The organism is Croceicoccus marinus (assembly GCF_001661675.2).
GTDB classification, from domain to species: domain Bacteria; phylum Pseudomonadota; class Alphaproteobacteria; order Sphingomonadales; family Sphingomonadaceae; genus Croceicoccus; species Croceicoccus marinus.
Window position 1 is genome coordinate 2,067,943 of sequence record NZ_CP019602.1, and the last position, 23,471, is coordinate 2,091,413.

Annotated in this window: 22 protein-coding genes and 1 pseudogene; 9 read left to right on the plus strand and 14 right to left on the minus strand. The window is 64.9% G+C overall.

The window, feature by feature from the left end:
• Positions 1-13 precede the first annotated feature (13 nt).
• Both A9D14_RS09900 and A9D14_RS09905 read right to left on the minus strand, forming a co-directional pair.
• Positions 14-2,335, minus strand: coding sequence for a 3-hydroxyacyl-CoA dehydrogenase/enoyl-CoA hydratase family protein (locus A9D14_RS09900; RefSeq protein WP_066845831.1), 2,322 nt, complete (start codon positions 2,333-2,335; stop codon positions 14-16).
• Positions 2,335-3,468 carry a thiolase family protein gene (locus A9D14_RS09905; protein ID WP_066845835.1) on the minus strand — a complete coding sequence of 378 codons (1,134 nt, stop codon included), beginning with the start codon at positions 3,466-3,468 and terminating at the stop codon, positions 2,335-2,337. Before A9D14_RS09905 ends, A9D14_RS09900 begins: the two co-directional genes overlap by 1 nt.
• Before the next feature lie 317 nt (positions 3,469-3,785).
• Here A9D14_RS09905 and A9D14_RS09910 point away from each other — a divergent pair, with 317 nt between their 5' ends.
• The 4 genes from A9D14_RS09910 (at position 3,786) to A9D14_RS20460 (ending at position 7,681) form a co-directional block, all read left to right on the plus strand.
• The gene (locus A9D14_RS09910; RefSeq protein WP_083987834.1) at positions 3,786-4,208 is read left to right on the plus strand and encodes a DUF2147 domain-containing protein; all 423 of its coding nucleotides are present in this window, start codon (positions 3,786-3,788) and stop codon (positions 4,206-4,208) included.
• A gap of 77 nt (positions 4,209-4,285) precedes the next feature.
• Positions 4,286-5,584, plus strand: a complete 1,299-nt coding sequence (locus A9D14_RS09915) for an OmpP1/FadL family transporter (protein ID WP_232468498.1) — start codon at positions 4,286-4,288, stop codon at positions 5,582-5,584.
• 38 nt (positions 5,585-5,622) lie between these two features.
• Entirely contained in the window at positions 5,623-7,305 is a 1,683-nt protein-coding gene (locus A9D14_RS09920; RefSeq protein WP_066848849.1) for a long-chain-fatty-acid--CoA ligase, read from the plus strand.
• Between the two features lie 85 nt (positions 7,306-7,390).
• Positions 7,391-7,681 (plus strand): MerR family transcriptional regulator, encoded by a 291-nt coding sequence (locus A9D14_RS20460; RefSeq protein ID WP_066845843.1) that lies wholly within the window; start codon positions 7,391-7,393, stop codon positions 7,679-7,681.
• Here A9D14_RS20460 and A9D14_RS09930 read toward each other — a convergent pair.
• Positions 7,665-8,948, minus strand: coding sequence for an IS256 family transposase (locus A9D14_RS09930; RefSeq protein ID WP_066842647.1), 1,284 nt, complete (start codon positions 8,946-8,948; stop codon positions 7,665-7,667). The genes A9D14_RS20460 and A9D14_RS09930 overlap by 17 nt on opposite strands.
• Positions 8,949-9,046: 98 nt before the next feature.
• On the opposite strand from A9D14_RS09930, the pseudogene A9D14_RS09935 reads away from it, so the two are divergent.
• Positions 9,047-9,286, plus strand: a pseudogene (locus A9D14_RS09935) (MerR family DNA-binding protein); the annotation flags it as partial.
• A gap of 189 nt (positions 9,287-9,475) precedes the next feature.
• Complete coding sequence (locus A9D14_RS19440; RefSeq protein WP_066845846.1) at positions 9,476-10,318, plus strand: hypothetical protein; 843 nt, start codon at positions 9,476-9,478, stop codon at positions 10,316-10,318.
• Positions 10,319-10,333: 15 nt separating this feature from the next.
• Here the strand turns inward: A9D14_RS19440 and A9D14_RS09950 are convergent, their stop codons facing one another.
• Positions 10,334-11,518 (minus strand): DUF2279 domain-containing protein, encoded by a 1,185-nt coding sequence (locus tag A9D14_RS09950; protein ID WP_083987836.1) that lies wholly within the window; start codon positions 11,516-11,518, stop codon positions 10,334-10,336.
• Positions 11,519-11,640: 122 nt separating this feature from the next.
• Between A9D14_RS09950 and A9D14_RS09955 the strand changes: the two genes are divergently transcribed.
• Together A9D14_RS09955 and A9D14_RS09960 are read left to right on the plus strand one after the other, a co-directional pair.
• A complete protein-coding gene (locus tag A9D14_RS09955; RefSeq protein ID WP_066845849.1) occupies positions 11,641-12,120 on the plus strand; it encodes a DUF2231 domain-containing protein in 480 nt (159 codons plus the stop codon).
• Complete coding sequence (locus tag A9D14_RS09960; protein WP_083987837.1) at positions 12,117-13,502, plus strand: PQQ-dependent sugar dehydrogenase; 1,386 nt, start codon at positions 12,117-12,119, stop codon at positions 13,500-13,502. Before A9D14_RS09955 ends, A9D14_RS09960 begins: the two co-directional genes overlap by 4 nt.
• Positions 13,503-13,525: 23 nt before the next feature.
• On the opposite strand, the gene gntA is transcribed toward A9D14_RS09960, so the two are convergent.
• Positions 13,526-14,224: a guanitoxin biosynthesis heme-dependent pre-guanitoxin N-hydroxylase GntA gene (gene gntA / locus A9D14_RS09965; RefSeq protein ID WP_066845852.1), complete on the minus strand. Its 699-nt coding sequence runs from the start codon at positions 14,222-14,224 to the stop codon at positions 13,526-13,528.
• Positions 14,225-14,472: 248 nt separating this feature from the next.
• Here gntA and A9D14_RS09970 point away from each other — a divergent pair, with 248 nt between their 5' ends.
• A complete protein-coding gene (locus A9D14_RS09970; RefSeq protein WP_066845854.1) occupies positions 14,473-15,225 on the plus strand; it encodes a Crp/Fnr family transcriptional regulator in 753 nt (250 codons plus the stop codon).
• Positions 15,226-15,337: 112 nt separating this feature from the next.
• On the opposite strand, the gene A9D14_RS09975 is transcribed toward A9D14_RS09970, so the two are convergent.
• From A9D14_RS09975 to A9D14_RS10015, 9 genes are all read right to left on the minus strand, one after another.
• Positions 15,338-17,422, minus strand: coding sequence for a catalase (locus A9D14_RS09975; RefSeq protein WP_066845857.1), 2,085 nt, complete (start codon positions 17,420-17,422; stop codon positions 15,338-15,340).
• Positions 17,423-17,562: 140 nt separating this feature from the next.
• Positions 17,563-17,754: a hypothetical protein gene (locus tag A9D14_RS09980; protein WP_066845860.1), complete on the minus strand. Its 192-nt coding sequence runs from the start codon at positions 17,752-17,754 to the stop codon at positions 17,563-17,565.
• Positions 17,755-17,763: 9 nt separating this feature from the next.
• Entirely contained in the window at positions 17,764-18,363 is a 600-nt protein-coding gene (locus A9D14_RS09985; protein WP_066845862.1) for a DUF1989 domain-containing protein, read from the minus strand.
• A 42-nt stretch (positions 18,364-18,405) separates the two neighbouring features.
• The gene (locus A9D14_RS09990; RefSeq protein WP_066845864.1) at positions 18,406-19,008 is read right to left on the minus strand and encodes a DUF421 domain-containing protein; all 603 of its coding nucleotides are present in this window, start codon (positions 19,006-19,008) and stop codon (positions 18,406-18,408) included.
• A 403-nt stretch (positions 19,009-19,411) separates the two neighbouring features.
• Entirely contained in the window at positions 19,412-20,947 is a 1,536-nt protein-coding gene (locus A9D14_RS09995) for a hypothetical protein (protein WP_063510698.1), read from the minus strand.
• Between the two features lie 190 nt (positions 20,948-21,137).
• Positions 21,138-21,923, minus strand: coding sequence for a hypothetical protein (locus A9D14_RS10000; RefSeq protein WP_156493969.1), 786 nt, complete (start codon positions 21,921-21,923; stop codon positions 21,138-21,140).
• Positions 21,924-21,967: 44 nt separating this feature from the next.
• A complete protein-coding gene (locus A9D14_RS10005; RefSeq protein ID WP_198302001.1) occupies positions 21,968-22,222 on the minus strand; it encodes a hypothetical protein in 255 nt (84 codons plus the stop codon).
• Positions 22,223-22,385: 163 nt separating this feature from the next.
• The gene (locus A9D14_RS10010) at positions 22,386-23,120 is read right to left on the minus strand and encodes a nucleotidyl transferase AbiEii/AbiGii toxin family protein (RefSeq protein WP_063510695.1); all 735 of its coding nucleotides are present in this window, start codon (positions 23,118-23,120) and stop codon (positions 22,386-22,388) included.
• Positions 23,101-23,439: a hypothetical protein gene (locus A9D14_RS10015; RefSeq protein ID WP_063512795.1), complete on the minus strand. Its 339-nt coding sequence runs from the start codon at positions 23,437-23,439 to the stop codon at positions 23,101-23,103. Before A9D14_RS10015 ends, A9D14_RS10010 begins: the two co-directional genes overlap by 20 nt.
• Between the last annotated feature and the right edge of the window lie 32 nt (positions 23,440-23,471).

The window sequence follows — 23,471 nt, forward strand, 5'->3', positions numbered from 1 at the left end:
TGCGTGGGTTCCTTCAGTTCCGCAGCGGCTTGCCGGTTTCGAGCATGGACTCGACCCGGGCCTGCGTGCGGGGATCGCGCACCAGTTTCATGAAATGCTCGCGCTCAAGCGCCAGCATGTCGGCTTCGGTCACGGTGTCGATAAGGTCGGCATCGCCGCCGGTCAGCACCTCTGCCAGCGCGTCCGCCACCACCGCGTCATACGGGGTCGCCATGCCGCGCTTGCGGAAGCCGTCGACCGCCAGCATAAGCGCCGCCTTGCCGCCCGCGCCGGGCAGCTTGAATTCCGGCGCTTCGGGCGGGGTGTAGCCTTCGACCAACGACAGCGCCTTTGCCTTGGCATCGGCCAGCAGGCGGTCGCGGTTCATGGTGACGCCATCGCTTTCGCGCAGGAAGCCGTAGCCCTTGGCCTCCGCCGCCGATTTCGCGACCGTGGCGGTCGAGACGATCTCGAACACCTTGGTCACGGGCGGCATCGGGCCTTTGGGCTGCCCTGGCATGGTGCGCCACCGGTCCAGCATCTCGCCGCAGCCGCCCCAGCCGGGGACGAGGCCGACACCGCATTCGACAAGGCCGATATAGCTTTCGGCATGGGCCTGCACCGCATCGGAATGGAGCAGGATCTCGCACCCCCCGCCCAGCGCAAGGCCCGCGGGCGCGCTGACGACCGGGAACGGCGCGTATTTCAGAGCCTTGTAGGCATCCTGCCCGCCCGCGATCAGCTTCTCGATCTCGCTCCACGCCGCGATATTCACCGCGAACATGGCAAGGCCCAGATTGGCACCGGCGGAGAAATTACTGCCCTCGTTATAGACGACCAGCGCCTTGAACTTCTCGGCCACCAGCGGAACCGCCTTGCCAATCAGCTTCATGACCTCGCCGTCGAGTGCGTTCATCTTGGCGGTGAATTCCAGCACGGCGACCCCGTCGCCCGCGTCCCACAGCGCGGCGGAGGCGTTTTTAAGCAGCGCCCCGGTCTTGCGCTTGATGTCCTCCAGCAGCAGCACGCCTTCGGGGCGCCCGACATCGTGGTATTCGCCGTCGAGGCCGAGATATTGCCGCTGGCCGTCCTGCACGCGGTAGAACGGGCGCTCGCCCGCGGTCCTCAGGATCGCGGGAACCTCGCGGCCTTCCTTTTCGAGCCGCTCGGCCAGCCTGCCGGGGCCGAGGCGGTCGATCAGCTCGAACGGGCCATATTTCCAGTTGTAGCCCAGCTTCATCGCGTCATCGATGGCGGTGATGTCGTCGGCGGCCTCGCCCACCAGCGAGGCGGAATAGGCCAGCACCTTGCCCAGGATCTCCCACGCATAGGGACCGGTCTTGCCCGGCGCATTGGTCAGCGCGTGCAGATCGCCCTCGGCGCGCGGGGGCAGGCGCTGGGGCTTCACCGGATCGCGATATTCGCCGGTTTCGAAGTCCAGCGCGCGCTTGGTGCGGGTCTTCTTGTCGAAGCTGTAGAATCCCGAACCCGCCTTGCGGCCGGTGCGCCCTTCAGCGATCATGCGCTCGATCAGCGGCTGGTCGCGCACGGTGTCGAAATAGGGGTCGCCCTTGGGCAGATTGGCGGTGAGGCTGGCCGTCAGCAGCGGCATCAGGTCGATGCCGACAAGGTCGATCAGGCCGAAGATGCCGGTCTTGGGAACGCCCATCGGCTTGCCGCCGATCTGGTCGGCTTCCTCGATCGTCAGGCCCTGATCCATCGCCGCATTGACCGCGACCGCCAGCCAGTATGTGCCGATGCGATTGGCGATGAAGCCGGGCGTGTCCCTGGTCGGCACCACGCGCTTGCCCAGCTTGCGGTCGACGAAATCGACGACCCCGTCCGCCACGGCGGCATCGGTGTGCGGCCCGCGCACGATCTCGATCAGCCGCATGTAGCGCGGCGGATTGAAGAAATGGGTGATGAGGAAGCTGCTGCGAAATTCCTCGCCGCGCCCGTCGACCAGCTTTTCCAGCGGAATGGTCGAGGTGTTGGACGAGACAGCCGCACCGGGCTTCTTCAGCTTTTCCAGCCTGGCATAGAGGTTCTGCTTGATGTCCAGCCGCTCGACGATGGCCTCGACGATCCAGTCGCATTCGGCGACGCGGTCCAGATGATCCTCGATATTGCCAGTTTCGACCAGCCTGGCCGCAGCCTTGGACATGAAGGGGGCGGGATCGGTCCCCAGCATCTTGGCAACCGCGCCCTTGGCCACGGCATCCCTGTCGTCACCATCCTTGGGCACGATGTCGAGCAGCAGCACCGGAACGCCCGCATTGGCGACCTGCGCCGCGATCCCTGCGCCCATGGTGCCCGCGCCGATGACGCAGACTTTTTCGATAGTGCTAGCTGACATCACACTGCCTCCAGCACGGTGGCGATGCCCTGCCCGCCGCCGATGCACTGGGTGGCGAGCGCATATTTGCCGCCGTCGCGCTTCAGCAGCGCCGCCGCCTTGCCGACGATGCGCGCGCCGGTCGCGCCCAGCGGGTGGCCGATGGCGATCGCGCCGCCGTCGGGGTTCACCTTGCTCTCGTCCAGGCCAAGGTCGCGGATCACCGCCAGAGACTGGCTGGCGAAGGCTTCGTTGAGTTCGATCACGTCGAGCTGGTCGGCGCTGATGCCCGCGCGTTCCAGCGCCTTGCGGCTCGATTCGATGGGGCCGAGGCCCATGGTCTCGGGGTTGCAGCCCGAGATCGCGACCGACTTGCTGCGCGCAAGGATCGGCAGGCCGTGCTCCTTCGCATAGTCCTCGCTGGTGACCAGCACCGCGCTGGCGCCATCGGTCAGCGGCGAGGACGTGCCCGCCGTGACGGTGCCGTTCTGGTCGAACGCAGGCTTCAGCCCGCCCAGCGCCTCGGCAGTGGTGCCGGGGCGCGGGGTGCCGTCGGTGTCGACGGTGCCGTTCCTGGTGGCGATCGGCACGATCTCGTCGGTGAAATGGCCCGCCTTTATCGCGGCTTCGGCCTTGGCCTGGCTGCGCGCGGCGAACTGGTCCTGCTCCTCGCGGCTCAACCCATAGTTCTGCGCCACGTTCTCGGCGGTCTCGCCCATCGACATGTAGGCGGCGCTCTTCCTGGCAAGCTCGGGATTGGGCATCGGGTTGAAGCCGGTCATCGGCACGCGGCTCATCGATTCGATGCCCGCGCAGATGAACGCCTCGCCCGCGCCGATGGCGATCTGGCCCGCGGCGATGTGGATCGCGCTCATCGAGGAACCGCAGAACCGGTTCACCGTCATCCCCCCGACCGAGATCGGCAGGTCCGCCAGCAGCACGACGAGGCGCGCGATATTGAAGCCCTGCTCGCCCTCGGGAAAGGCGCAGCCCATCACGATATCCTCGATGTCCTGAGCGTTCACGCCGGTCTTTTCGACCAGTCCGCGAATGGTCTGGGCGGCCAGATCGTCGGGCCGCACGCGGGCGAGCGCGCCCTTGCCGGCAAGGTGGAAGGGGGACCGGGCATAGCCCGCGATGACGACATTACGCATGGATCGAAACCTCTCCGGATGTTTCGTGACTCGGCTGATGAGTCGGGAGTTACCTTAAGGTGGCTTGATTTACCTATACGTCAAGTAGCCAATTGCAATCACCAATTGCAATCAGGGGCAACGCCGCGCCATATCGGGATTGGGGCAGCGGATGGTCGCATAAGTGACTGTCATGACGCTTTGACGCCTTGACTTACCTATACGTCACCTAGATGTATGTCGATGAAGCCGATTCGCCCCGCACCATGTCCTGCCGGGCGGTCAGGCCCTGATGCGACGCCGGACCCGATACCGGCGCGCAAGTGGAGAGAAACTGCATGTCCATGATACTCGCCCTGCTGGCAGCAGGGACCGCCGCAGCCGCCGCATCCAGTCCGGGCCCGTCCGACGTCGTCGGCCGCTGGAAGACCGAAAGCCGCGGCGGCATCGTCGAGATTACCGAATGCGGCCAGTCGATCTGCGGCCGGCTGGTCTCGTCCGAAGGGCTGAAGGCCAATCCCGCGCTGAAGGATGCCAACAACAAGGACGAGAGCCTGCGCAGCCGCCCGCTGAAGAACATGCTGATGCTCAAGGGCTTTACCCGCAAGAAGGACGAATGGTCCGGCGGCTCGATCTATAATGCCGAGGACGGCGGCACCTACAAGGCCACCATCACCATGCAGGATCCCAACCGGCTGAAGCTGAAGGGCTGCATCGTCTGGCCGCTGTGCAAGACCCAGACCTGGACCCGCATCCGCTGATCCGCGTTCGAACAGGCGGCGGCCCTTCCCCGATGCGCCCCGCCACCGCAAAGAATTCATTCCAGGAGTATCCCCCAGTGCAAAAGCGCCTGAAACATTTGATTGCCGCCTCGACCGTTCTGGGCGGGCTTGCCGTGCCGCAGATCGCCAGCGCCGGCGGTTTCTATCTGCAGGAACAGTCGGTCCGCGGCGCGGGACGCGCGTTCTCGGGCGAAGTGGCCGATACCGGCGCGGCGTCGCTGTGGTGGAACCCGGCGGCCATCGGCGGCATCGACCAGATCGAGGGGCACTTCGCGCTCAGCGTCATCCTTCCCAGCGCGGATATCGAGAACGACAACACGCTGATCGTGCGCCCGCAGCAGGGCCCCGCCCCCGTCGGCGGCGACCAGCTGTCGAAGGACCCGATCGAGACCGGCATTCTGCCCGCGGGCGCCATCGCGGTGCCGCTGGGCGAGAGGCTGTCGGTCGGCCTCGCGGTCTCCTCGCCCTACAGCTTCACCACCGATTACGACGAGACGAGCTGGGTGCGCTATACCGCGCTGAAGAGCGAGCTGCGCACCTATGACATCCAGCCCTCGGTCGCCTACATGGTCACCCCCGAACTCAGCGTCGGCGCGGCGCTGAACATCGAATATTCCGATGCCACGCTGACCAATGCGCTGCCCAACCTGTCGGCGCAGCTGCCCGACGGAGAGCAGGCGCTGGAAGGCGACGGCTGGGACCTTGGCTGGTCGGCGGGCGTGCAATATCGCACCGGCCCGCTGACGCTGGGCGCGTCCTACAAGTCGAGCGTGAAGCACAACCTCGACGGCGAGCTGACGCAGTCGGGCCTGCTTGGCCCGCTGGCCGGACAGAACCGCGTGGTCGAGACCGGCGCGACCTTCCGCACCCCGTGGCACGCGATGATCGGCGCGCGCTATGCGATGACGCCGCAGTTGACGCTGAACACGCAGGTCAACCGCATCGGCTGGGGCGAATTCGACGCGATCCGCCTGGGAGATCCGATCAATTCCGCGATCCGCGAAAACTATCGCAACACCTGGAGCTATGCGGCCGGCATCGATTACGCCGTGTCGCCGCAGTGGACCGTGCGCGGCGGCATCCAGTACGACGAGACCCCGACGCAAAACGGCGACCGCGATGCGCGCGTGCCCGACGGCGACCGCTGGAACTTCGCGCTGGGCACCAGCTATGACGTCAGCCCCGGCTTCACGGTCGATGCGGCGTTCAACTATCTGGCCATCGAAACCGCCAGCATCGACCGCACGACGGCCGCCTATGCCGGATCGCCGGTGCAGACGCCGATACTGGTGGACGGCACCGCGCGCGACGCCAATGCGCTGATCTTCTCGGTGGGCGGCCGTATCGCGTTCTGATCGACGGAAGGGGAATGGAAATGGCGGCAGCGGCTGACATGAAGACGACGGGCGCGGATCAGGCGGCTTCCGGGGACGATGCGGTCCACGGCGGCCGGCTGGTCACCGACCTGCTCGACCGCACGGTGGAGCGCTATCCCGAACGGACGGCGATCGACTTCATGGGCCGCTGCTGGACTTATGGCGAGATCGGCGACCTGGTCGGCCGCGCCGCCCGGGGCCTGCAGGACGCGGGTCTGAAGCCGGGCGACCGGTTCGGGCTGTGCCTGCCGAATTGCCCTTATTTCGTGGTGCTGTATTTCGCGGCGCTGCGCGCGGGTGCGATCGTCGTCAATTTCAACCCGCTCTATACCGAGAGCGAGCTGACCCACCAGATCGAGGATTCGGGCACGCGCTTCATCGCCGTCCCCGACCTTGCCATGATCCACGACAAGGTGGAGAACGTGGCGAAGCGCGCCGGCATCGACCGCATCGTGCTGTGCCCGATGAGCGCGATGCTGCCCTGGCTGCAGGGTGTCGGCTTCAACCTGTTCAAGCGCAAGGACCACGCCAGGATCCGCGACGAGAAGCTGCACCTGCGGCTGGACGCGCTGCTGGCCAGTGACGCCCCGCCGCACCCGGTCGCGGTAAAGCCCGACGACGTGGCGGTGCTGCAATATACCGGCGGCACCACCGGCGTGCCCAAGGGCGCGATGCTGACCCACGGCAATCTGACCGCGAACAGCGGCCAGATGGTCGAGCATGTCCACGCCGCCTGGCCCGACCAGGGGCGCGGCGATGCGCCGCAGGAACGCACGCTTGGCGTGCTGCCGATGTTCCATGTCTTCGCGCTGACCACCGTGCTCAACTATTCGGTCGAGACCGGGACCGAGATGGTGCTGCTGCCCCGGTTCGAGATGGACCAGGTGCTGGGCACCATCCGCCGCAAGCCGCCCACCCAGTTCTTCGGGGTGCCGACCATCTATGTCGCGATGAACGCGCTTGAGGAAAGCCGCATCCCCGATCTGAGCCAGGTCAGATGCTGCATCTCGGGCGGAGCGCCGCTGCCGCTGGAAGTGCGCGAGGCGTTCGAGAAGCGCACCGGCGCGCGCGTGGTCGAGGGTTACGGCCTGTCGGAAACCGCGCCGATCATCACCTGCAACCCGCTGCAGGGCCTGATCAAGCCGAACAGCTGCGGTCCCGCCTTTCCCGGCACCATTATCGAGATCCGCGACCCGGAAAACCCCGAAAAGCTGATGCCGCAGGGCGAGCGCGGCGAGATCTGCGCGCGCGGGCCGCAGGTGATGAAGGGCTATTGGAACCGCCCCGACGCGACCGAGGAAGTGTTCACCGACGGCGCGCTGCGCACCGGCGACATCGGCTATGTGGACGAGGACGGCTATGTCTTCATCGTCGACCGCATCAAGGACGTGATCTTCTGCGGCGGCTATAACGTCTATCCCCGCGTGATCGAGGATGCCGCCTATCACCACCCCGCCATCCTGGAAGCGGTCGCCATCGGCATTCCCGACGATTATCGCGGCCAGTCGCCCAAGCTGTTCGTCGCGCTGCGCGAGGGCGAGAGCCTGGGCGAGGACGAGCTGCGCGCCTTCCTGGCCGAGCGGCTGAGCAAGATCGAACTGCCGCGCGAGTTCGAGTTCCGCAAGGAGCTGCCCAAGACCATGATCGGCAAGCTGTCCAAGAAGGAGCTGGTCGAGGAAGAGCGGAAAAAGCTCGCCTGATGGGCAGCCTGCTGGCAGTCTGCGCCGGTTTGGGCCAAACGCCGTGACGGGATCGCGCGGCGAACAGCAGGGGGCTGGGGGGAAGATGAACTTGCAGGATCTGCGGGCCGATATCGCATCGCCCGGATCGACCGATACGCAGGCCGGCACGGATGCGGCGGGCGACAACGCCCTGCTGGGCATTCAGGATGTCGCGCGTAAGCTGGGCGTGACGCTGCGGGCCTTGCGCTTCTATGAAAAGGAAGGGCTGATCAAGCCCGAGCGCGTGGGCACCACTCGCGTCTATACCAGGCGCGAGATCGCGGGGAATGTCCCGCTTTCTGTTGAAACTCGCCTGAGCGGCGGTGCTTTCTGCGAGGTTATGCGGCGTTCTTGACTTGGTCAATCTGGTCCTTTTGGCGGTGGTCGATAAGGGCCTGCTTGAGAATTGGCAGCTGCTTGTATGCCTTGAGACGCCGGAAACCCTTCTTGGCTTCGAACATGCCCGCGGCTGTCCAGCGCAAGGCCATCCTGGCATCCCGCCAGCGTTTCACGTTCCGGCAGACCTGTCGGATGACGCTGTTCATGGACTCGATGATATTGGTGCTGGCCAGTGAACGCCTGAGTTCAAGCGGCAGCCCCAGCCTGACCACGGTGAGGATTTCGTCGAGCCCCTCCAGGATCGAGCGCGAGACATCGGGGGCCTCCTGTTCGAAGCGCCGTGCGAGATTGCGGATCAGGCGTTCGGCCTTTTCAGCATCGTCCATCTCCCAGGCCTGCTTCAAGGCGCGGCGTACAGCGGCATGATGCTTGGGCGCAAGGCGGTCGGTGATGTTGCGCGCCTTGTGGACCTGACAGCGCTGGATGGGAATGTCCGCCCCGAAGGTCCGACGCAACGCCTTGCTCAGCGCCTTGGCCCCGTCCACGATGAACAGGTAGCAGCCCTCGGGGTTCACTCCACGCTCGATCAGATTATCGAGCAGGGCTTGCACCGTTGCTGCGTTCTCTGTCGCCCCCTCGACGACACCCAGAGGGTGCTTTTGCCCGGAAGCCTCAATCCCGACAGCGCCGATCATCAGCAGATGATCGTCCAGATGCAGCCCGTCGATCTGGATGGCGACCAGATCCAGCTCCGACAGATCGGAGGCCATCCATTCATCGAGCTTGGCCTGTGTCAGCGCCTTGAACCGCCGGGAGACCGCAGAACTGGATAGGCCGCTGCCCGCGTCCGCAGGTACACCGGCCTCGGGCAGCCGAACGGCACGGCCGAATTTGCGCGTGGCCATGTTCATCACCATCAGGTTCATGGCCCATTGGTCGAGATACCCACCCGCAGCGATCTCCTCCCAACTCGGCAGCGCCATTTCCTTGCCCGTCGCCTTGCTGCGAACGCGCGGGCGATCGACCTCGATCTTGCCGCCATGAAAGCCCACTTGGGATTTCGTGCGACCCCAACGGTAGCCGGGCTTACCAGGGCAATGTTCATAGCGATCCCCCGCCAACCGGGCCACGTCTTCGTTCATCATCTGCGTCAGGCTTTCGATGCCCGCCATCAGGCAGAACTGCTCGAAACTCTTCGTCAGCGCGCCATAGGCGTCCTCGACAAGCGAAGACCCGACAGGCGCGGTGGCCAGGGCACTGGCAGATGTGGTAGTCGTCTTCATGGTGTTGCTTCCTTTCTTGGTTTGATCACCCCGAGCCTACGGCTCAGGGGAAGCAACGCCACCCTCTTTCAAAGTTTCAACACTCGCCGGGACATCCCCAGATCGCGCGCATGCAGCTGATCCTGCGCGGCAAGCGGCTGGGCTTTTCCATCCGCGAGATCGCCGAATTCCTCGACCTCTACGACGCCGATCCCGAGCACAAGGAACAGATGCAGCGGCTGATCGACAAGGTGCGCGAACGCCTGTCCGAGCTGGAGGAGCAGCGCGTCGCGCTCGAGCTGACGATCGAGGAGCTGACCACCATCGAGCAGGAAGCCAGCGCCCGGCTGAAGCGCTAGGCGCTGGCGAGGCCGCGCCCGAACCCGCCGTCCTTAACCCGCCGCCCTTGACCCGCCGACCGGACTCCGCCGCCGCGCAGGCTCGTCCCGTCCCCCATGCCCCTTGTGATGCGCCGCGCGCACGCCTATCGCAGCGCACGGCGGCGGATGAGGGGGACATCGACTGCTTGACGAGATGATCGAGGGTCCATGTCTTCGCGCGATGTTACGCCTTTCCGGCGCCCCTGGTACAAGCGCCTGATCGACAGGTTCGGCCCGCGCGGGCTGAGCATCGCGCTCGCCATCGCGCTGGAAGTGCTGCTGATCCTGATGCTGCTGACGCTGGGCGGTTCGATCGTCGGCACCCCCGAGCCGGACGAGAACCTGACCAGCATCGAACTGACCGCCACGCCCCCGCCCAGCGAACCCGCGCCCGAACCGGAGCCCGAGCCCGAGCCGGAACCGCCCGCGGCGGAGACCCCGCCCGAACCCGAAACGCCGCCCGAAACCCCGCCGGAACCCGAACCCGCGCCCGAGATACCCGAACCGCCGCGGCCCGAACCCGTGCTGCCGCCGCCGGTGGTGAAGACGCCCAATCCCGTGCCGCGGCCCACGGCGCCGCCCGCCGCGCCCGCGCCGCCCGCCCCGCCGCGCCCGGCACCGCTCGCCCCCTCGCAAGAGGTGTATGGCCCGGTTGTGGCCCCGCGTGCGCCCGCCGTTCCCGACAGCCAGCGCGTCGGCACCGCCCCCAATGGCGAGCCGCTCTATGCCGCGCAATGGCACCGCCGCCCGCGCGACGGCGAGCTGGAGGGCTATCTGTCGACCGCCGACGGGCCGGGATGGGGCATGATCGCCTGCAAGACCGCGCCCGACTACCGCGTCGAGGACTGCGTCGCGGTGGACGAATGGCCGCGCGGTTCGAACATCAATCGCGCGCTGCTGGCCGCCGCATGGCAGTTCCAGGTGCGCCCGCCCCGGCTGGGGGGCAAATATCTGATCGGCGGATGGGTGCGGATCCGCATCGACCTCAACATCGGGCAGCGCTCGTTCTGATCCCGTATCGGCCGATCAGAAATACGGATCGCCGCCCTGGTCCATCCGCACCGAGGTATAGGGCACCTGGAAATAGTCGAGCGCCGACCACCCCGCCCTGGCCACCCCGGACCGCGACCCGCCGAACAGCAGTTCCCCGACATTCAGGCCGACGCCCACGAAGACATGCCGCTTCGGCTCGATCCCCGCTGCGCGGTCCTCCGGCTCGAAATCATCCGCACCATAGCCCAGCTGCAGGTCGAGGAAGCGCAGCGGCGTGTCGCGCAATTCCTCGAATCCGGCGCCTTTCAGCGAGAACATGAAGCGCTGCTGCTCGAACCGGCGGGGGCCGCTATAGGTCCAGAAATCCTCGTTCGGCACGATCTCGATCTTGAAGGCGACTTTTTCCTTCACGCCCGGCACCGTGTTGCGCAGCACCGAAAAGCCCGCGCCCAGCCCGTTCATCACGATGTCGTTCCACGACCAGCCGCTGTCCGGCTCGATCGCGTCGGAAAGCTCGTTATAGGCGACGAAACCGAAGGCCAGCGCCCCTGCGGTCAACGCGTCGCCTTCGGACGCATTGGCATTGCGGTGCAGGCGGTTGTGCAGGATTTCGGCGGCGAGATAGGTGTTCCACGCATGGGCGAACTTGTCGACGCCGACATATTCGGTGTCCTTGCCGAACCAGCCCTCGTCCTTGAACTTGAAGCCGTCGGTTTCGCCAAACAGCTTGGACCCGGCGCGGATGGTGAAATAGCCGAACATCGCCAGCGCCTCGGTCCTGATCGCGCCGACCTGCGATCCGAACGTCGGACGACTCGCATATTCGCGCGGCACGTGATCGGCCCAGCCGGGCGGCACCACGCCCGCGGCATGGCGGACCGGGGCTTCGGGACCAGCAGGTCCGGCGTAGGGCACCGCCGGCTCCACCGGCTGCGGCGCATCGTCCCCGCTGTCCTGCGGGCCGTCCTGCCAGGAATCCCGCATCGCGCGCTGGGCGTCGCCGCGCTCCGCCATGCCCGCAAGATCCCAGTCCTCGGCATCCGAAGCGTCGATCCAGCGCGCGGCGTTCTCCAGGCCGCCGACGAAATCCGCCTCTGCCCCGGATGCGGCAATGGGCGCGGCCGCAAGCCACGCGCCGCAGGCCGCGCCCAGCATCCAGCGCCCCGGGCGGCGCGGCCTTTCGCCCCGGGCCGGGCGCGGATTGGTCGAATCGATCATGACAGTGCGGTTACTTAGTTACAGATCGGTGAATTGCCATCGCCGGGGCGGGAACATCCACCGAAGGGAGGAATTACAGGGATGAACGCATCCCTGCCGCGTTCCGTCCCCCGGAGGTACGAATGATCCCCGACCGCCGCCCCCATCGTCCGATGATCGGGTCGTTCCAGGCCTTGCTGCTGGCATTCCCGGTGGCCCTGTTTCCCGCAGCGCTGGTGACCGACATCACCTATCTCAACACTGCCGAGATCCAGTGGACCAATTTCTCCGCCTGGCTGCTGGCCGCGGGCGAGCTGTTCGCGGGGCTGCTGCTGATCGGCGCGCTGGTGTCGCTGGTGCGCTCGCGCAGCGGACGGGCGACGCTGTATTTCCTGCTGGTGCTGGCGCTGTTCGTCGTCGGGCTGATCAATTCCTTCCACCATAGCGGCGACGGCTGGGCATCGGTGGGCACGTTCGGGCTGATCCTGTCGATCCTGGGTGCGCTGCTGGCGCTCGCTGCCGGGGCGATCGGCTATTCCTCGCTGGGCGCGGCAACCCGCCTGCGCGATGCCGATCTGCACGACCGAACCGACAGGCCCCGCCCCGTGGAGATTGCCCGATGACCATCCGCCCCCGGATGACGTTGCCCGCGGCGGCGCTGGCGCTGTGCCTTGCCGCTTGCGGCGGCAGCGGCCCCGATGTCGACCAGACCGGCCCCGACCCCGTGCTGCCCGCCCAGACCGAGGCGCTGCTGCCCGCGATGAACATCGCGACCCCGGCCCCGTGGAACGGCGCGCTGCCCACGGTGCCCGAAGGGTTCGAGATCACCCCGCTCGCCACCGGGCTGCAGATCCCGCGCCAGATGCTGGTGCTGCCCAATGGCGACATATTGGTGGCAGAGGGCATGGGCGGCCACGCCCCGGCACTGCGGCCCAAGGACCTGATCGCGGGCTATATCAAGGGCAAGGGCAAGTCCGACGCGAAGAGCGGCGACCGCGTGTCGCTCCTGCGCGATGCCGACGGCGACGGCCGGGCCGAGATGGTGAGCGAGTTCATCACCGGCCTCGATGCGCCCTATGGCCTCGCCTATGTGGACGGCGCGGTCTATGTCGCCAACCAGGACAATCTGATGCGCTTTCCCTATACGCCGGGACAGACGCGCATCACCGCTCCGGGCGAGATCGTCACGAAGCTGCCCTCTCGCATCAACCACCACTGGACCAAGGCGATGACCGCCAGTGCCGACGGGTCGCGGCTGTATGTCGGGATCGGGTCCAATTCGAATGTCGGCGAACGCGGCATGGAGGTCGAGGAAGACCGCGCCGTCATCTGGGAGATCGACCCTGCGACCGGCATGCACCGGCAAATGGTGTCGGGCATCCGCAATCCCACCGCGCTGGCGATCAATCCCGCCGACGGTGCCTTGTGGGCCGTGGTGAACGAACGGGACGAGCTGGGCGCGCAGCTGGTGCCGGACTATCTGACCCGCATCCGCGACGGGGCGTTCTATGGCTGGCCCTACAGCTATTGGGGACAGCACGTCGATCCGCGCGTCCGTCCGCAGCGGCCCGAACTGGTGCAGTCCGCGGTGGTGCCCGATTATTCGCTGGGCTCGCACCATGCGCCGCTTGGCCTCGCGTTCATGGACGGCGGCGCCTGGGGCCCGCGCTTTGCAGGCGGCGTGTTCGTGGGCGAACATGGCAGCTGGAACCGGCAGGATCTTGCTGGCTACAAGGTCAGCTGGATCCCATTCGCGGGCATGTCGCCCGGCGGCGATCCGGTCGACCTGGTCACCGGCTTCATCGACGAGGATGGCCATGCGCGCGGCAGGCCCGTGGGCGTGACTTGGGATGCGCAGCGCGGCGCGCTGCTGATCGCGGACGATGTGTCGAACACCGTGTGGCGCGTCACCCGCAGCGGCGGACCCGCGCCCGCGGCACAGACGGCGCGCGCATCCGGCCCGGCATCCGGCCCGCCAGCCGGCCCGGCCTCGACCGGGGGCTGAACCCCCGCGTCTAGCCCCCGGGCCTATTTGCCCGAAGGCTCGGCGTCGCGCTTGTCGGAAAACGGGCATTGCCAGTCGCTGCCGGTCAGCCGCCCCGAATATTGCACCGCCTCGCTGCTCTCGCCGTGGCGGGCGAGCATGGGATTGATCGATCCGGCCAGCTCGCGGTCGCGGTCCAGGATCGTGTCGCGGATCTTCTCATAGCGGCCCTGGCTGCGCAGCTGTTCGAACTGGTCGTGCAGGTTGAATACCAGCACCGGCGTGCGGAACCGCCGCGCCGGGCGGCTGGCGTTGGGATGCAATCCGACCACGAAGAACGCCTCGCCCCCGAACGACAGCGAGAAATGGGGATCCTCGGGATTGGAACTGACCTGCTCGTCATAAGGCTGGTCGAGCCAGGCGTCCTTGTCCGACAGCGACTGGATACGCTCCCACATCGCCTTTTCGAAGCCGACCTCGTCCAGGTCGAGCGGGCCGTCGAAGACAAAGGCGATGGAGCGGAAAAGCGTCGGGTCCTGCTGGTAGTCATACGCCCATTGCAGCAGCTGGCGGTGAATCAGAACGTCGCTCCATCCGCTGGTCAGCGACCAGCAGGGCACGATCTTCATCTGACCCTTGCTCAGCGCGGATTTCGCGCCGACGCAGGGGAATTCCTGGTTGCGAATGAAATTCTCGAACTCTTCCAGCAGCGCCGGGTCGGCACGCGGATCTTTTGTCGCCATGGGTGGGCCCTTGATTGATCTGTCATGGGTGAAAAACCCGGGCGCTCCACTTGTTCCGCAGATAGCGCCACCGTGCAAAGATCAAGTCCATAAATCCAGCGACCGACCATAGCGCAACAGATTGCGAATTGTTGGAACGAGGATTGCCCCGGCGGATTGAACTGTTGCAAAGATTGGAAGCCCGACTATCAATTGATAAGGCAATAGTCCGGCGAAACCGGGACAATCGATATGATGATGGACGGGGTGTGAGCGAGGATTTCCCCAACAGCTGGCGTTTTCTGCTCGGCAGGGCGCGGCACGCTCTGTCGCGCGACGAACAGCGCATCGTCGAGGACATGATCGGCCCGGTCGAGCGCGTGTCCCACGACCGCGTGATCCTGCGCGACGGAGAGCTGGCCGACCGCAGCACCTATCTGATCGAGGGTTTCATGGCCCGCACGATCGAGCGTGACGGCCGGCGCCATATCGTATCGATGCACGTTCCCGGCGATTTCATCGATCTGCACGCCTTCGCGCTCAAGCGGCTGGATCACACCGTGGTGGCGATCGGGCCGGCCAAAGTCGGCTATGTCCCCCACAGGAAGCTTGAGCAGATCGTCGCCGACCATCCGCATCTGGGCCGCATGCTGTGGTTTTCCACCCTGCTCGACGCCGCGATCCACCGCGAATGGATCCTGACGATGGAGCATCTGCCGATCGAGGGGCGGCTCGCCCATCTGATGGCCGAGTTGTGGCACCGGCTGTCGCTGGTCCGCCTGGGGGACGAGGACGGCTTCAACCTGCCGCTGACCCAGGTCGAGATCGCCGACGCCTGCGGCACCACCCCGATCCACCTCAACCGCGTTGTGCGCAGCCTGCGCGAGGCGGGGATCATGGAGCTGTCGCGCGGCCGGGTCACGATCCTCGACCGCCCGCGGCTGGAACAGGCGGGCAAGTTCGACCCCTCGTATCTTTACGGCGAGGGTCATCTGAAACTGCGCGACGAACTGTCCCACTGACGGGTCGCCGACTGTCCGACCCAAGACTGGCGGGCCTGACACTGGCGGGCCGGAGACAAAAAAAGGGCCGGGAGGCGGATGCCCCCCGGCCCTTTCCATTTGCCTTTCCGGATCAGTCCTGCTTGACCGCCGCGCGGTCCCAGAAACGCAGATCCTTGATCGCGTCGACGAAGCCCTTGGCATCGCCCAGTTCGACGAAACCGCCGTCCATCTTCTCGGCCACGCCCGCGCCTTTCAGCAGAGGCATGACTTCGGGCGAAAAACCGATGAACTTGGCATGCGCGAAGGCATCGTTGACGAAATCGATGCTGGGCTTGTCGTCCGCATAGTTCTTGCCCGCGCCTTCACCCATCACGATCGCGACCGCGTCATACAGCACCGACGGACCGCCATCGATCTTCTGCTGCGCGGCCTGCAGCGTGCCATCGGACAGCCTGGCGCCGGTGACATGCGGGGCGACGATCTCGACCATGCCGCCCTCGGCCTTGACGCCTTCCATCAGCGCCTTGACCGTCGCGGCATCCGCGCCCTCTGCGATATAGAGACCCAGCTTGCGGCCCTTGAAGGTCTTGGGGCTGTTGGCCAGGATCGACAGCGGCTTGCTGGGCGGCAGGTCGGTGATCGGCTCGCGAGCGGCGGGCATTTTTTCCGGCATGTCCGGCATGCCCAGACCATCCGCAACCTCTTTCGCCAGATTCTCGTCGATATTGCGCAAATGGCCGACCATGCGCTCGCGGATATGGACATGCTCGACCTTGCTGAGCTCGAAGGTCAGCGCATTGGCCATGTGCCCCCGCTCGATCCTGGTCTGCGAGATATAGAACTGCCGCGCCTGGCTGTAGTGATCGGCAAAGGTCTCGCTGCGCACGCGCATCTTGGGACCCTCGACCGGCGCTTCATAGCTGGTGAAGCCGTTCATCGGGCAGGCGCGCGGGCCGCGGGGTTCGCGATTGTCGTCCATCGGGCCGGACCAGCTGTTCGGCTCGTAATTGGCACGCCCCTTGGGGTTGGTCATCGCCATGTGGCCGTCCTGCTGGAAATGGCGGACGGGGCACTTGGGCGCATTGATCGGGATATGGGTGAAGTTCGGCCCGCCCAGACGCTTCAGCTGCGTATCGAGATACGAGAAATTGCGCCCCTGCAGCAGCGGGTCGTTGCTGAAATCCATGCCCGGAACGATGTTCTGCGTGCAGAAGGCGACCTGCTCGGTCTCGGCGAAGAAATTGTCGACATTGGCGTCCAGCGTCAGCGTGCCGATGATCTGGACCGGAACCTGCTCCTCGGGAATGATCTTGGTCGCGTCGAGCACGTCGAATTCGAAGCTTTCGGCGAAATCCTCGTCGAACACCTGGATGCCCAGGTCCCAGGCCGGGAAGTCGCCCGCCTCAATCGAATCCCACATGTCGCGGCGATGGAAGTCGGGGTCCGCGCCATTGACCTTCACCGCCTCGTTCCAGATCACCGATTGCATGCCCAGATGTGGCTTCCAGTGGAACTTGACGAAATGCGACTGGCCTTCCTTGTTGATCAGGCGGAAAGTGTGGACGCCGAAGCCTTCCATGAAGCGGAAACTGCGCGGGATGGTGCGGTCGGACATGATCCACATCACCATGTGCATCGATTCCGGCGTCAGCGAGATGAAGTCCCAGAAATTGTCATGCGCGGTCTGCGCCTGCGGAAAGCCGCGGTCGGGCGCGGGCTTGGCTGCATGGATCAGGTCGGGGAACTTGATCGCGTCCTGGATGAAGAACACCGGGATGTTGTTGCCGACAAGGTCCCAGTTGCCCTGCTTGGTATAGAACTTGGTCGCGAAACCGCGCACGTCGCGCGCAAGGTCGGGGGAACCCTTGTTGCCCGCCACGGTCGAAAAGCGCGTGAAGGTCGGCGTCTTGACCCCCACCTCGTTGAAGATCGCGGCGTGCGAATATTCGGGGATCGCCTTCTTCAGCTCGAAATGGCCGTGGATGCCATAGCCGCGCGCGTGGACGACGCGTTCGGGGATGCGTTCATGGTCGAAGTGGAAAATCTTCTCGCGCGCGATATGGTCTTCCAGCAGCTGCGGACCGCGCGGCCCGGCGGTCAGCCAGTTCTGGTCGTCCGCGACCGGAGCGCCCTGCGCCGTGGTCATGATGTCGTCGCTGCCCTTCGGCTTCTGATGGTTGGCGCCGCCGTCGTCGAAATCAATGTCATTGGCCATGGGGCAATCTCCTGTGTTGTCTTCGCAATGCGCGGCGGACCGATTCGGTTGCATACCGATCGGTCATTCGGCTGGGGAAAGGGGCGGACTGTCCCGCCCCTTCGGTTCGGCCATCCCGCCTTTGATCGGTCGCGGGGGTGCTACTGGTTCTTCCCGGTCAGATCGGCAGCGTCCCGGTCCTTCTTGGGATATTGCTCGGGATCGACCGAATCCTCCTTGCGCATTTCGTTATAGAGCTTGCTGTTCTGGCGGGGACGGTCGGTCGTGGGAATGTCGGACGGGTCCTTGTCCGGCTTGCCTTCGCTTCGGGGCGGATTGGTCTTGTCGGTCATGGCTTGTCCTTATCTGTCAATGCGATAGTCGATGGGCTTGAAGCTGCCGCCATTGCTGTCATAGGCCGAGCAGGCGGTCAGCCCGATCACCAGGTCGCGGTGCGCCAGCAGGGTGATGTGGTCGCCCGGCCGTCCGGTGGGCGGCAGCACGGATACGCTGCCGTCCGCGGCCACCGGCACGTTCATGAACACGTTGAAGGCGACCGGGATCCGGTCCTCGTCGATGCCCCAGGGGGCCAGCGCCTCGGCCAGATTGCCGAAACAGCCGCGGTGGACCGGCTTGCCGGGATAGAAATGACGAAACGTCGCTTCGCTGCACGGGGTCAGCAGGAAATCGTGGCGACCGACGGTGTCCTCCTCGATCGACAGCAGCACGTTCGACCGGTTCGACCACAGCCGGTTGCCGGTGGTCAGCGCGATCGTCTCCTCATAATCGAAAGTCCGCCCGTTCGAGATCACCTCGCCTACATCGCCACGCACGAAGGCGAGCAGGTCGGCGACCTGCTGTCCCTCGGGATCGATCACCGTCAGCCGCTCGCCCTCGTTCAGTTCGAAGGCCACGCCGCTGCGGGGCGCGATCCTGCTGAGGGTCTGCGTATCGGCGGTCATCCGGATCTCCTTCGCTGAACGGGTTTCCGGTTCAACCGGGGGTCAGCGCGATTGTTCCGCCCTTTCCTCCTCCTTTGCGCCGGCCCGTTCCTTCGCTTCATCCGCCGGAGACGAGGACCAGACGACATCGTCCAGCAGCCCCGCATCGTCGAAGCCCGCATCCTGCCGGGGGATTACGGTCATGGTGCCGTCGTTTTCCAGCACCACCCAGTTCGCCTCTTCCGGGCCGACATAGCCGTTCGCGCGCAGATAGGCGAAGATCTCGTGGCGCGAGATGCGCTCGCGGCGCATGTCCTCTTCCAGCAGGCGGCCCTTGTGGACCAGCAGGCGCGGCTTGGCGCGCACCAGCCGCTCGAACCAGACGCTGCGCGAGGCGAGCCACGCCGTGCTCCATTGCAGCACCCCGATGACGGTGATGGCAAGGATCACGTCGGCCAGGCTGACTTCCTTCAGCAGGATGCCGCTGGCCGCCAGGCTGCCCACGGTGACCGAGATGATCCAGTCGAAATTGCTCATCTGCCCGGTTGCCCGCTTGCCCAGCAGGCGAATCAGCACGATTATGACGACGAACAGGATGGCGGCGGACAGGCCCGATCTGAGTACGTGGCCGGCGGAACTGAAGAAGGTTTCGGTCTGGGCGTTCATGGAGCAAGCACGCGGTTAATCTCCTTGGCGTTACCGAACCTAACGCGGCTGCGGGCAAGTCGATCCGGTTCCGGCCGGGGAAGGAGGCGCAGGGCAGGTGCGCGCCGCAGACCCGCAAATGCTGTTCCACGGCCGGAACGAAAAAGGGGCGACGCCGCTGCCGGCATCGCCCCTTTCATCGCGTCAATCCATTCGGATCGCCCGGTGTCCCCCTATTGGCACGCCTTAGTTAGAATGTGAGGGTGTCTCACTGCGCAATTGCGCACCTGCCAGATGCATTTGTGCAACGTGGTGTTCATTGATTCTTCTCCTGTCATTCGGTCGGTTGGGAGGAGAATGACGTTCATCCTGATTCTAGGACAAGGTCGCCAGTTCTCCAAGGTTAAATCATGGCTTGTCTGTCTCACTCCGCTCTTCGGAATTCGTCGGGAAACGGCAGTGAAGTAGGACGGAAGCGGAGGTAGAGCACGCTTCTTCCGTCCGCATCGGTCGTGATGTCGTCGACGGTCACATCATGGATATCGGCCAGATCGGGTTGATCGAGGACTTCCGCGATGGGCCGGTCCAACGCGTCTCGGCCGATGGCACGAGGCGTCCGGATGGTTTGCGCCCGTCCGTCGTCCTCGAACAGTAACGCTCCATCGCGCGGGCAAGGCAGCCAGTGGCGCAATATATGCACTCTCCGGTCAGTGGCCCTGAGGCCGATCGAACGGACGTTCTTTTCGGAGATCGGGGTCGGATCCTCTTTTCCTTCGTCACCCCACCTCCACCGGACATCGTGGATGAGATCAATTCCCCGTAGGTGGGCGATGCGTCTCGTCAGGCTGTCCACCCGTAGATCACGGGGATCGACATGCTCCCAGTCCTCGATCCTGAGCCCTTCGGCGTCGATGCGCTTGCCGGCTTCGATGGCGCGCTCCATGAGTCTGCCCAGCGCCTCGATGTCCTCGGTCCTGACCGAACCGTCCAGACCGACGAGGACCGTGCAGGAATCGGTGTCCTCAGGCTTGATGGTGATCAGGGTGGGGCGGCTCACCCGCAGGAGCCATCCGTTTTTCGTGTTGGCGTCTACGGTCGCGCGGATGGCCGGTCCGAAGTAGCTGCTCGAACGTCGTTCGGGATCGAAACTGGTCACCGCATCGATGTCGTGACCACCCGCCGCGAGCCCTGCAGTGATCGCGTCCAGGATCATGATCAGTTCGTCGCGCGGGAGGCTGGAGAGCGCGACCCTTATTGTATTCTCACGTGCGCCGTCAGGTGATCCGCTCGTCACCGGCCTGATCCGCGCACCGAATGCGAGATCGAATTCACCCGGCAGGCCGATGGCCAGCTCCTCGCGGGTGGGAATGCGGACGCCTTCAGCGGTCTTGACGAGATACCTGATGCGGGCCGCCAGGACGCTTTGGAATATGCCGGCATGTTCGCGGGCGAGCGCATCGGCGAGGCGTTCCGATGCCAGTTCGCCGAGGTCGAACCGGTCCTCCATGAGGAAAACCGGCCGCCTGTCTTGGCGAGGAGGATCGATCGCATGTGCTTCGAGGATCGCCGTCGCCATTTTTCCGGCTGCCTGCAGGCTGTCGTCGTGGTCGTCATAGCCGGCGGCGGTCGCGGCGATCATCACGGCAGCGACCAGCTCCGGGTCCCCCCCGGTATCGCCGAGTGCGCGCAGCACCTCGTTTCCGTCGTGCAGACGCGATTTCTGCCTCTCCAGCGAGAGGAGGTGGAAGGCGGGAATGGGACGGTCGTAAAGGCTCGATCCGCGATCGATCCACATGTGGCGCAGGCCCGAGACGGTCCGCAGTTCGGACAGATCGTCGCATACGACGTCGACCACGGTCGTCAGCCCTTCTGCGAGGTTGACGCCGTGGCGTTCCATCGCTCCGGTCCATCGCTGCAGCAGCGTGGACCAATGCGGCATTCGCGACCAGACATTGCTCATGATGGCCTCCTTCCTCGAGGTGGACACGTCGAAGGACCGCGGAGGCAAAGCCTCCACGGATAGACGCGATGTGTTTTGATGCGATGGTTCGTTCCGATCCTCGCGGAGAGGATCCGGAGCCGACGTTCAAGCGGGTGCTATGCGATCAGACAACTCGGAGCTGAGACCGCCGTCGACCTCGCCCTTATGGTTAGCGAGGAATGCCTTGTCCCATGGCGACCGCTGCCATCTGGTTGCGGTCCCTTGCCTGACGGGCGGAAATGTCTGTGATCATCCGCTTGAGCTGATTCTCTCGATAGCGCTCGTCCAGCCTCGGATCGCCTTCGAAGGCCCTTATGACACCTAGGGGGTTGTTCTTCATCCGCATATGAAGACGGCGACCCACGATGTCGGTCTGGAGGTATGCGTCGAGGGACTTCAGGACCGACGTGGCAACGCGTGTTCGATTAGGATCCGACCCGTCGCCCAAGGCCTCGGAGATGTATTCACGAAGCACGATTGGTGCGGCATTCAACTGGCGTTTTGCGACATCGTAGTTTCTTCCCAAGGTGATCACATTGGCAGCCCTGCTCTGAAGGCAGTGAAGAGGATGCATGACTGCCAGGGGTATGGCGGTCTCATCGCCTCCGGACCGCATTGGAAAATCCATGATCACCATCTGCTTGAGTAGCTTGTCGGCAGGTGGACCTATGACGTTCGACAGGATGTCGATCTCGAGTTCGTGACCTTCGATGGTTGCATGCACGACTGCTGCATTCGGTGTATGGTCGTTCGCCTTGGGATACTGGACGCGGCCACCGAGTCTTTCGGCGATCTTTGCCGCGACGGTCCCGGTTCCGAAGAAATCGATATCCTTCGAAACGAAGGGAGCATAGTCCGACAGTTCGGGGGCATTCTCGCTGTAGCGCTCGGCCCAGAAATTCAATGCCTGACCTCCGACCAGCAGCGCGCCCTCCACGGGAGCGGTCAGGTCCATGACCTTCTCCACGATCCTCTGTGGAAGGACGCCCGGCATGGCGATCAATCGATCTCATTCCATTGACGAACTTTTGCGCGCCGAGCGATATCACGTGGGATGAACCCGTTGCGCTCCTGAAGCGAAGCGGCGTCGATACGTCCGGCGGCGAGATCGCGTTCATCGAGGTCGCGCGCGGCCTGCTTCGCCTTGGCCCTGTCGGATTGGCTGAAATCCTGATTAGCCATGAGAGAGCCTCCTCTTTTCTGCGTTTTGTTCTTCATTTCGAATATAGGACGACGGACCGGAATCTTCCACATCCGGATCTTCAACTTCACCCAGGCGGTGATGGCGTCAGGTCGTAGGAGTGCCTTTTCCTTCCCTATGTGGATACACCGTTTTCCAACGTCTCATCGTTCAGCAGCGACACCGCTCTTCATATCGGATTCCGATGCGGAGCAGCGGAAGAAGAAGCATGTCGCCTCAGTCCCCGATGCCGCGATCCGGAGGCGGGAATCGACGCGGATCACGGGAAATCTGCCGCGAGGCCCGGTCCGCCATGCCCATGGCTTCGCCGACGGTCGCCTTGGCGATGCGGAACGCATCCGGTAGGATCTTCCGTCCCTTAGCGGTCGGGTTGACGTAGGGGGTCAGATCCGTCCCGCCCTTGGCCTCCAGCACGCGCAGAGATTCCTGGAGTCGCGGCAATGCGTCCGCGGTCTCTTCCGCCATGATCCTGGCCAGGGCGGGTCTTTCCTGAGTGACCGCTGCAAGGTCGTAGACGTCGCGGGGAGTGAACTTGGCCGATCGATATCGGATCTTCTTGATGATCACTTCCTCGGGTGTCTCGAGGGCGATGCGCCGATCCCCGTATCTGGCCCATTCGAATCCTGGTTCGGTCTGCAGGGGTGGGGAGAGGAAGTCGATCTCTCCCTCGTCGAGCTCGAACTTCAGGTAGTGACCCGGCCACTGGAAGCGTTCGGAAATGCCGCGTGAGGCAGGATTGTTGGCGGGCACGAAGTTCCTGAGCGCGGTGCCCGGCACGAAGATGTCGATGTCGTAGGATATGCGATGGGCGATCTGGATGGCGATCGCGGTACCGCCCCCGAGCGTCCAGTCGGGGCTATCCGTTTTCTCCGATTGCGCGCCGAACACGTGATCCAGCGCCGGCAGCGCCTTGTCGAGGAGCTTGCGCCATTCAGAGGCCCTTGCGGTCATCGAGCCACCTCCTCGTCTCGTGTCCGGAAGGGAGGTGCAGCGAAGCGGCATCGGCGAGCTGGTCGTAGCTGATGGCCCCCGATGTCACGAGGTCGGACAGCGTCTCGAGTTCGGCCTCGTTGAGGAATTCCCTGACGCAGACCCTGTCGATGGAGAAAGGCTGGATGTCGAGTAGCGAGCCGAGCAGCTCCTGCTCGCTCACACTGTCGGGAAGGGACACGTTCAGATGACCGATCGCCACGCGCAGGGAACGCCTTGCGCCTGGAAGGGCCAGGGCGGCCTCGAGCCGGTCGTCGGCAATGGTCGCTGCATGCGTCATCTGCTTTTCCCCTTCTCTTCCACCTCATCAGG

Bases quoted from the DNA above. Each gene is read 5' to 3' on its own strand.
- A9D14_RS09900 (WP_066845831.1), bottom strand. From the start codon at position 2,335: ATGTCAGCTAGCACTATCGAAAAAGTCTGCGTCATCGGCGCGGGCACC.
- A9D14_RS09905 (WP_066845835.1), bottom strand. From the start codon at position 3,468: ATGCGTAATGTCGTCATCGCGGGCTATGCCCGGTCCCCCTTCCACCTT.
- A9D14_RS09910 (WP_083987834.1), top strand. From the start codon at position 3,786: ATGTCCATGATACTCGCCCTGCTGGCAGCAGGGACCGCCGCAGCCGCC.
- A9D14_RS09920 (WP_066848849.1), top strand. From the start codon at position 5,623: ATGAAGACGACGGGCGCGGATCAGGCGGCTTCCGGGGACGATGCGGTC.
- A9D14_RS20460 (WP_066845843.1), top strand. From the start codon at position 7,391: ATGAACTTGCAGGATCTGCGGGCCGATATCGCATCGCCCGGATCGACC.
- A9D14_RS09930 (WP_066842647.1), bottom strand. From the start codon at position 8,948: ATGAAGACGACTACCACATCTGCCAGTGCCCTGGCCACCGCGCCTGTC.
- A9D14_RS19440 (WP_066845846.1), top strand. From the start codon at position 9,476: ATGTCTTCGCGCGATGTTACGCCTTTCCGGCGCCCCTGGTACAAGCGC.
- A9D14_RS09950 (WP_083987836.1), bottom strand. From the start codon at position 11,518: ATGATCGATTCGACCAATCCGCGCCCGGCCCGGGGCGAAAGGCCGCGC.
- A9D14_RS09955 (WP_066845849.1), top strand. From the start codon at position 11,641: ATGATCCCCGACCGCCGCCCCCATCGTCCGATGATCGGGTCGTTCCAG.
- A9D14_RS09960 (WP_083987837.1), top strand. From the start codon at position 12,117: ATGACCATCCGCCCCCGGATGACGTTGCCCGCGGCGGCGCTGGCGCTG.
- gntA (WP_066845852.1), bottom strand. From the start codon at position 14,224: ATGGCGACAAAAGATCCGCGTGCCGACCCGGCGCTGCTGGAAGAGTTC.
- A9D14_RS09975 (WP_066845857.1), bottom strand. From the start codon at position 17,422: ATGGCCAATGACATTGATTTCGACGACGGCGGCGCCAACCATCAGAAG.
- A9D14_RS09980 (WP_066845860.1), bottom strand. From the start codon at position 17,754: ATGACCGACAAGACCAATCCGCCCCGAAGCGAAGGCAAGCCGGACAAG.
- A9D14_RS09985 (WP_066845862.1), bottom strand. From the start codon at position 18,363: ATGACCGCCGATACGCAGACCCTCAGCAGGATCGCGCCCCGCAGCGGC.
- A9D14_RS09990 (WP_066845864.1), bottom strand. From the start codon at position 19,008: ATGAACGCCCAGACCGAAACCTTCTTCAGTTCCGCCGGCCACGTACTC.
- A9D14_RS09995 (WP_063510698.1), bottom strand. From the start codon at position 20,947: ATGAGCAATGTCTGGTCGCGAATGCCGCATTGGTCCACGCTGCTGCAG.
- A9D14_RS10000 (WP_156493969.1), bottom strand. From the start codon at position 21,923: ATGGACCTGACCGCTCCCGTGGAGGGCGCGCTGCTGGTCGGAGGTCAG.
- A9D14_RS10005 (WP_198302001.1), bottom strand. From the start codon at position 22,222: ATGTGGAAGATTCCGGTCCGTCGTCCTATATTCGAAATGAAGAACAAA.
- A9D14_RS10010 (WP_063510695.1), bottom strand. From the start codon at position 23,120: ATGACCGCAAGGGCCTCTGAATGGCGCAAGCTCCTCGACAAGGCGCTG.
- A9D14_RS10015 (WP_063512795.1), bottom strand. From the start codon at position 23,439: ATGACGCATGCAGCGACCATTGCCGACGACCGGCTCGAGGCCGCCCTG.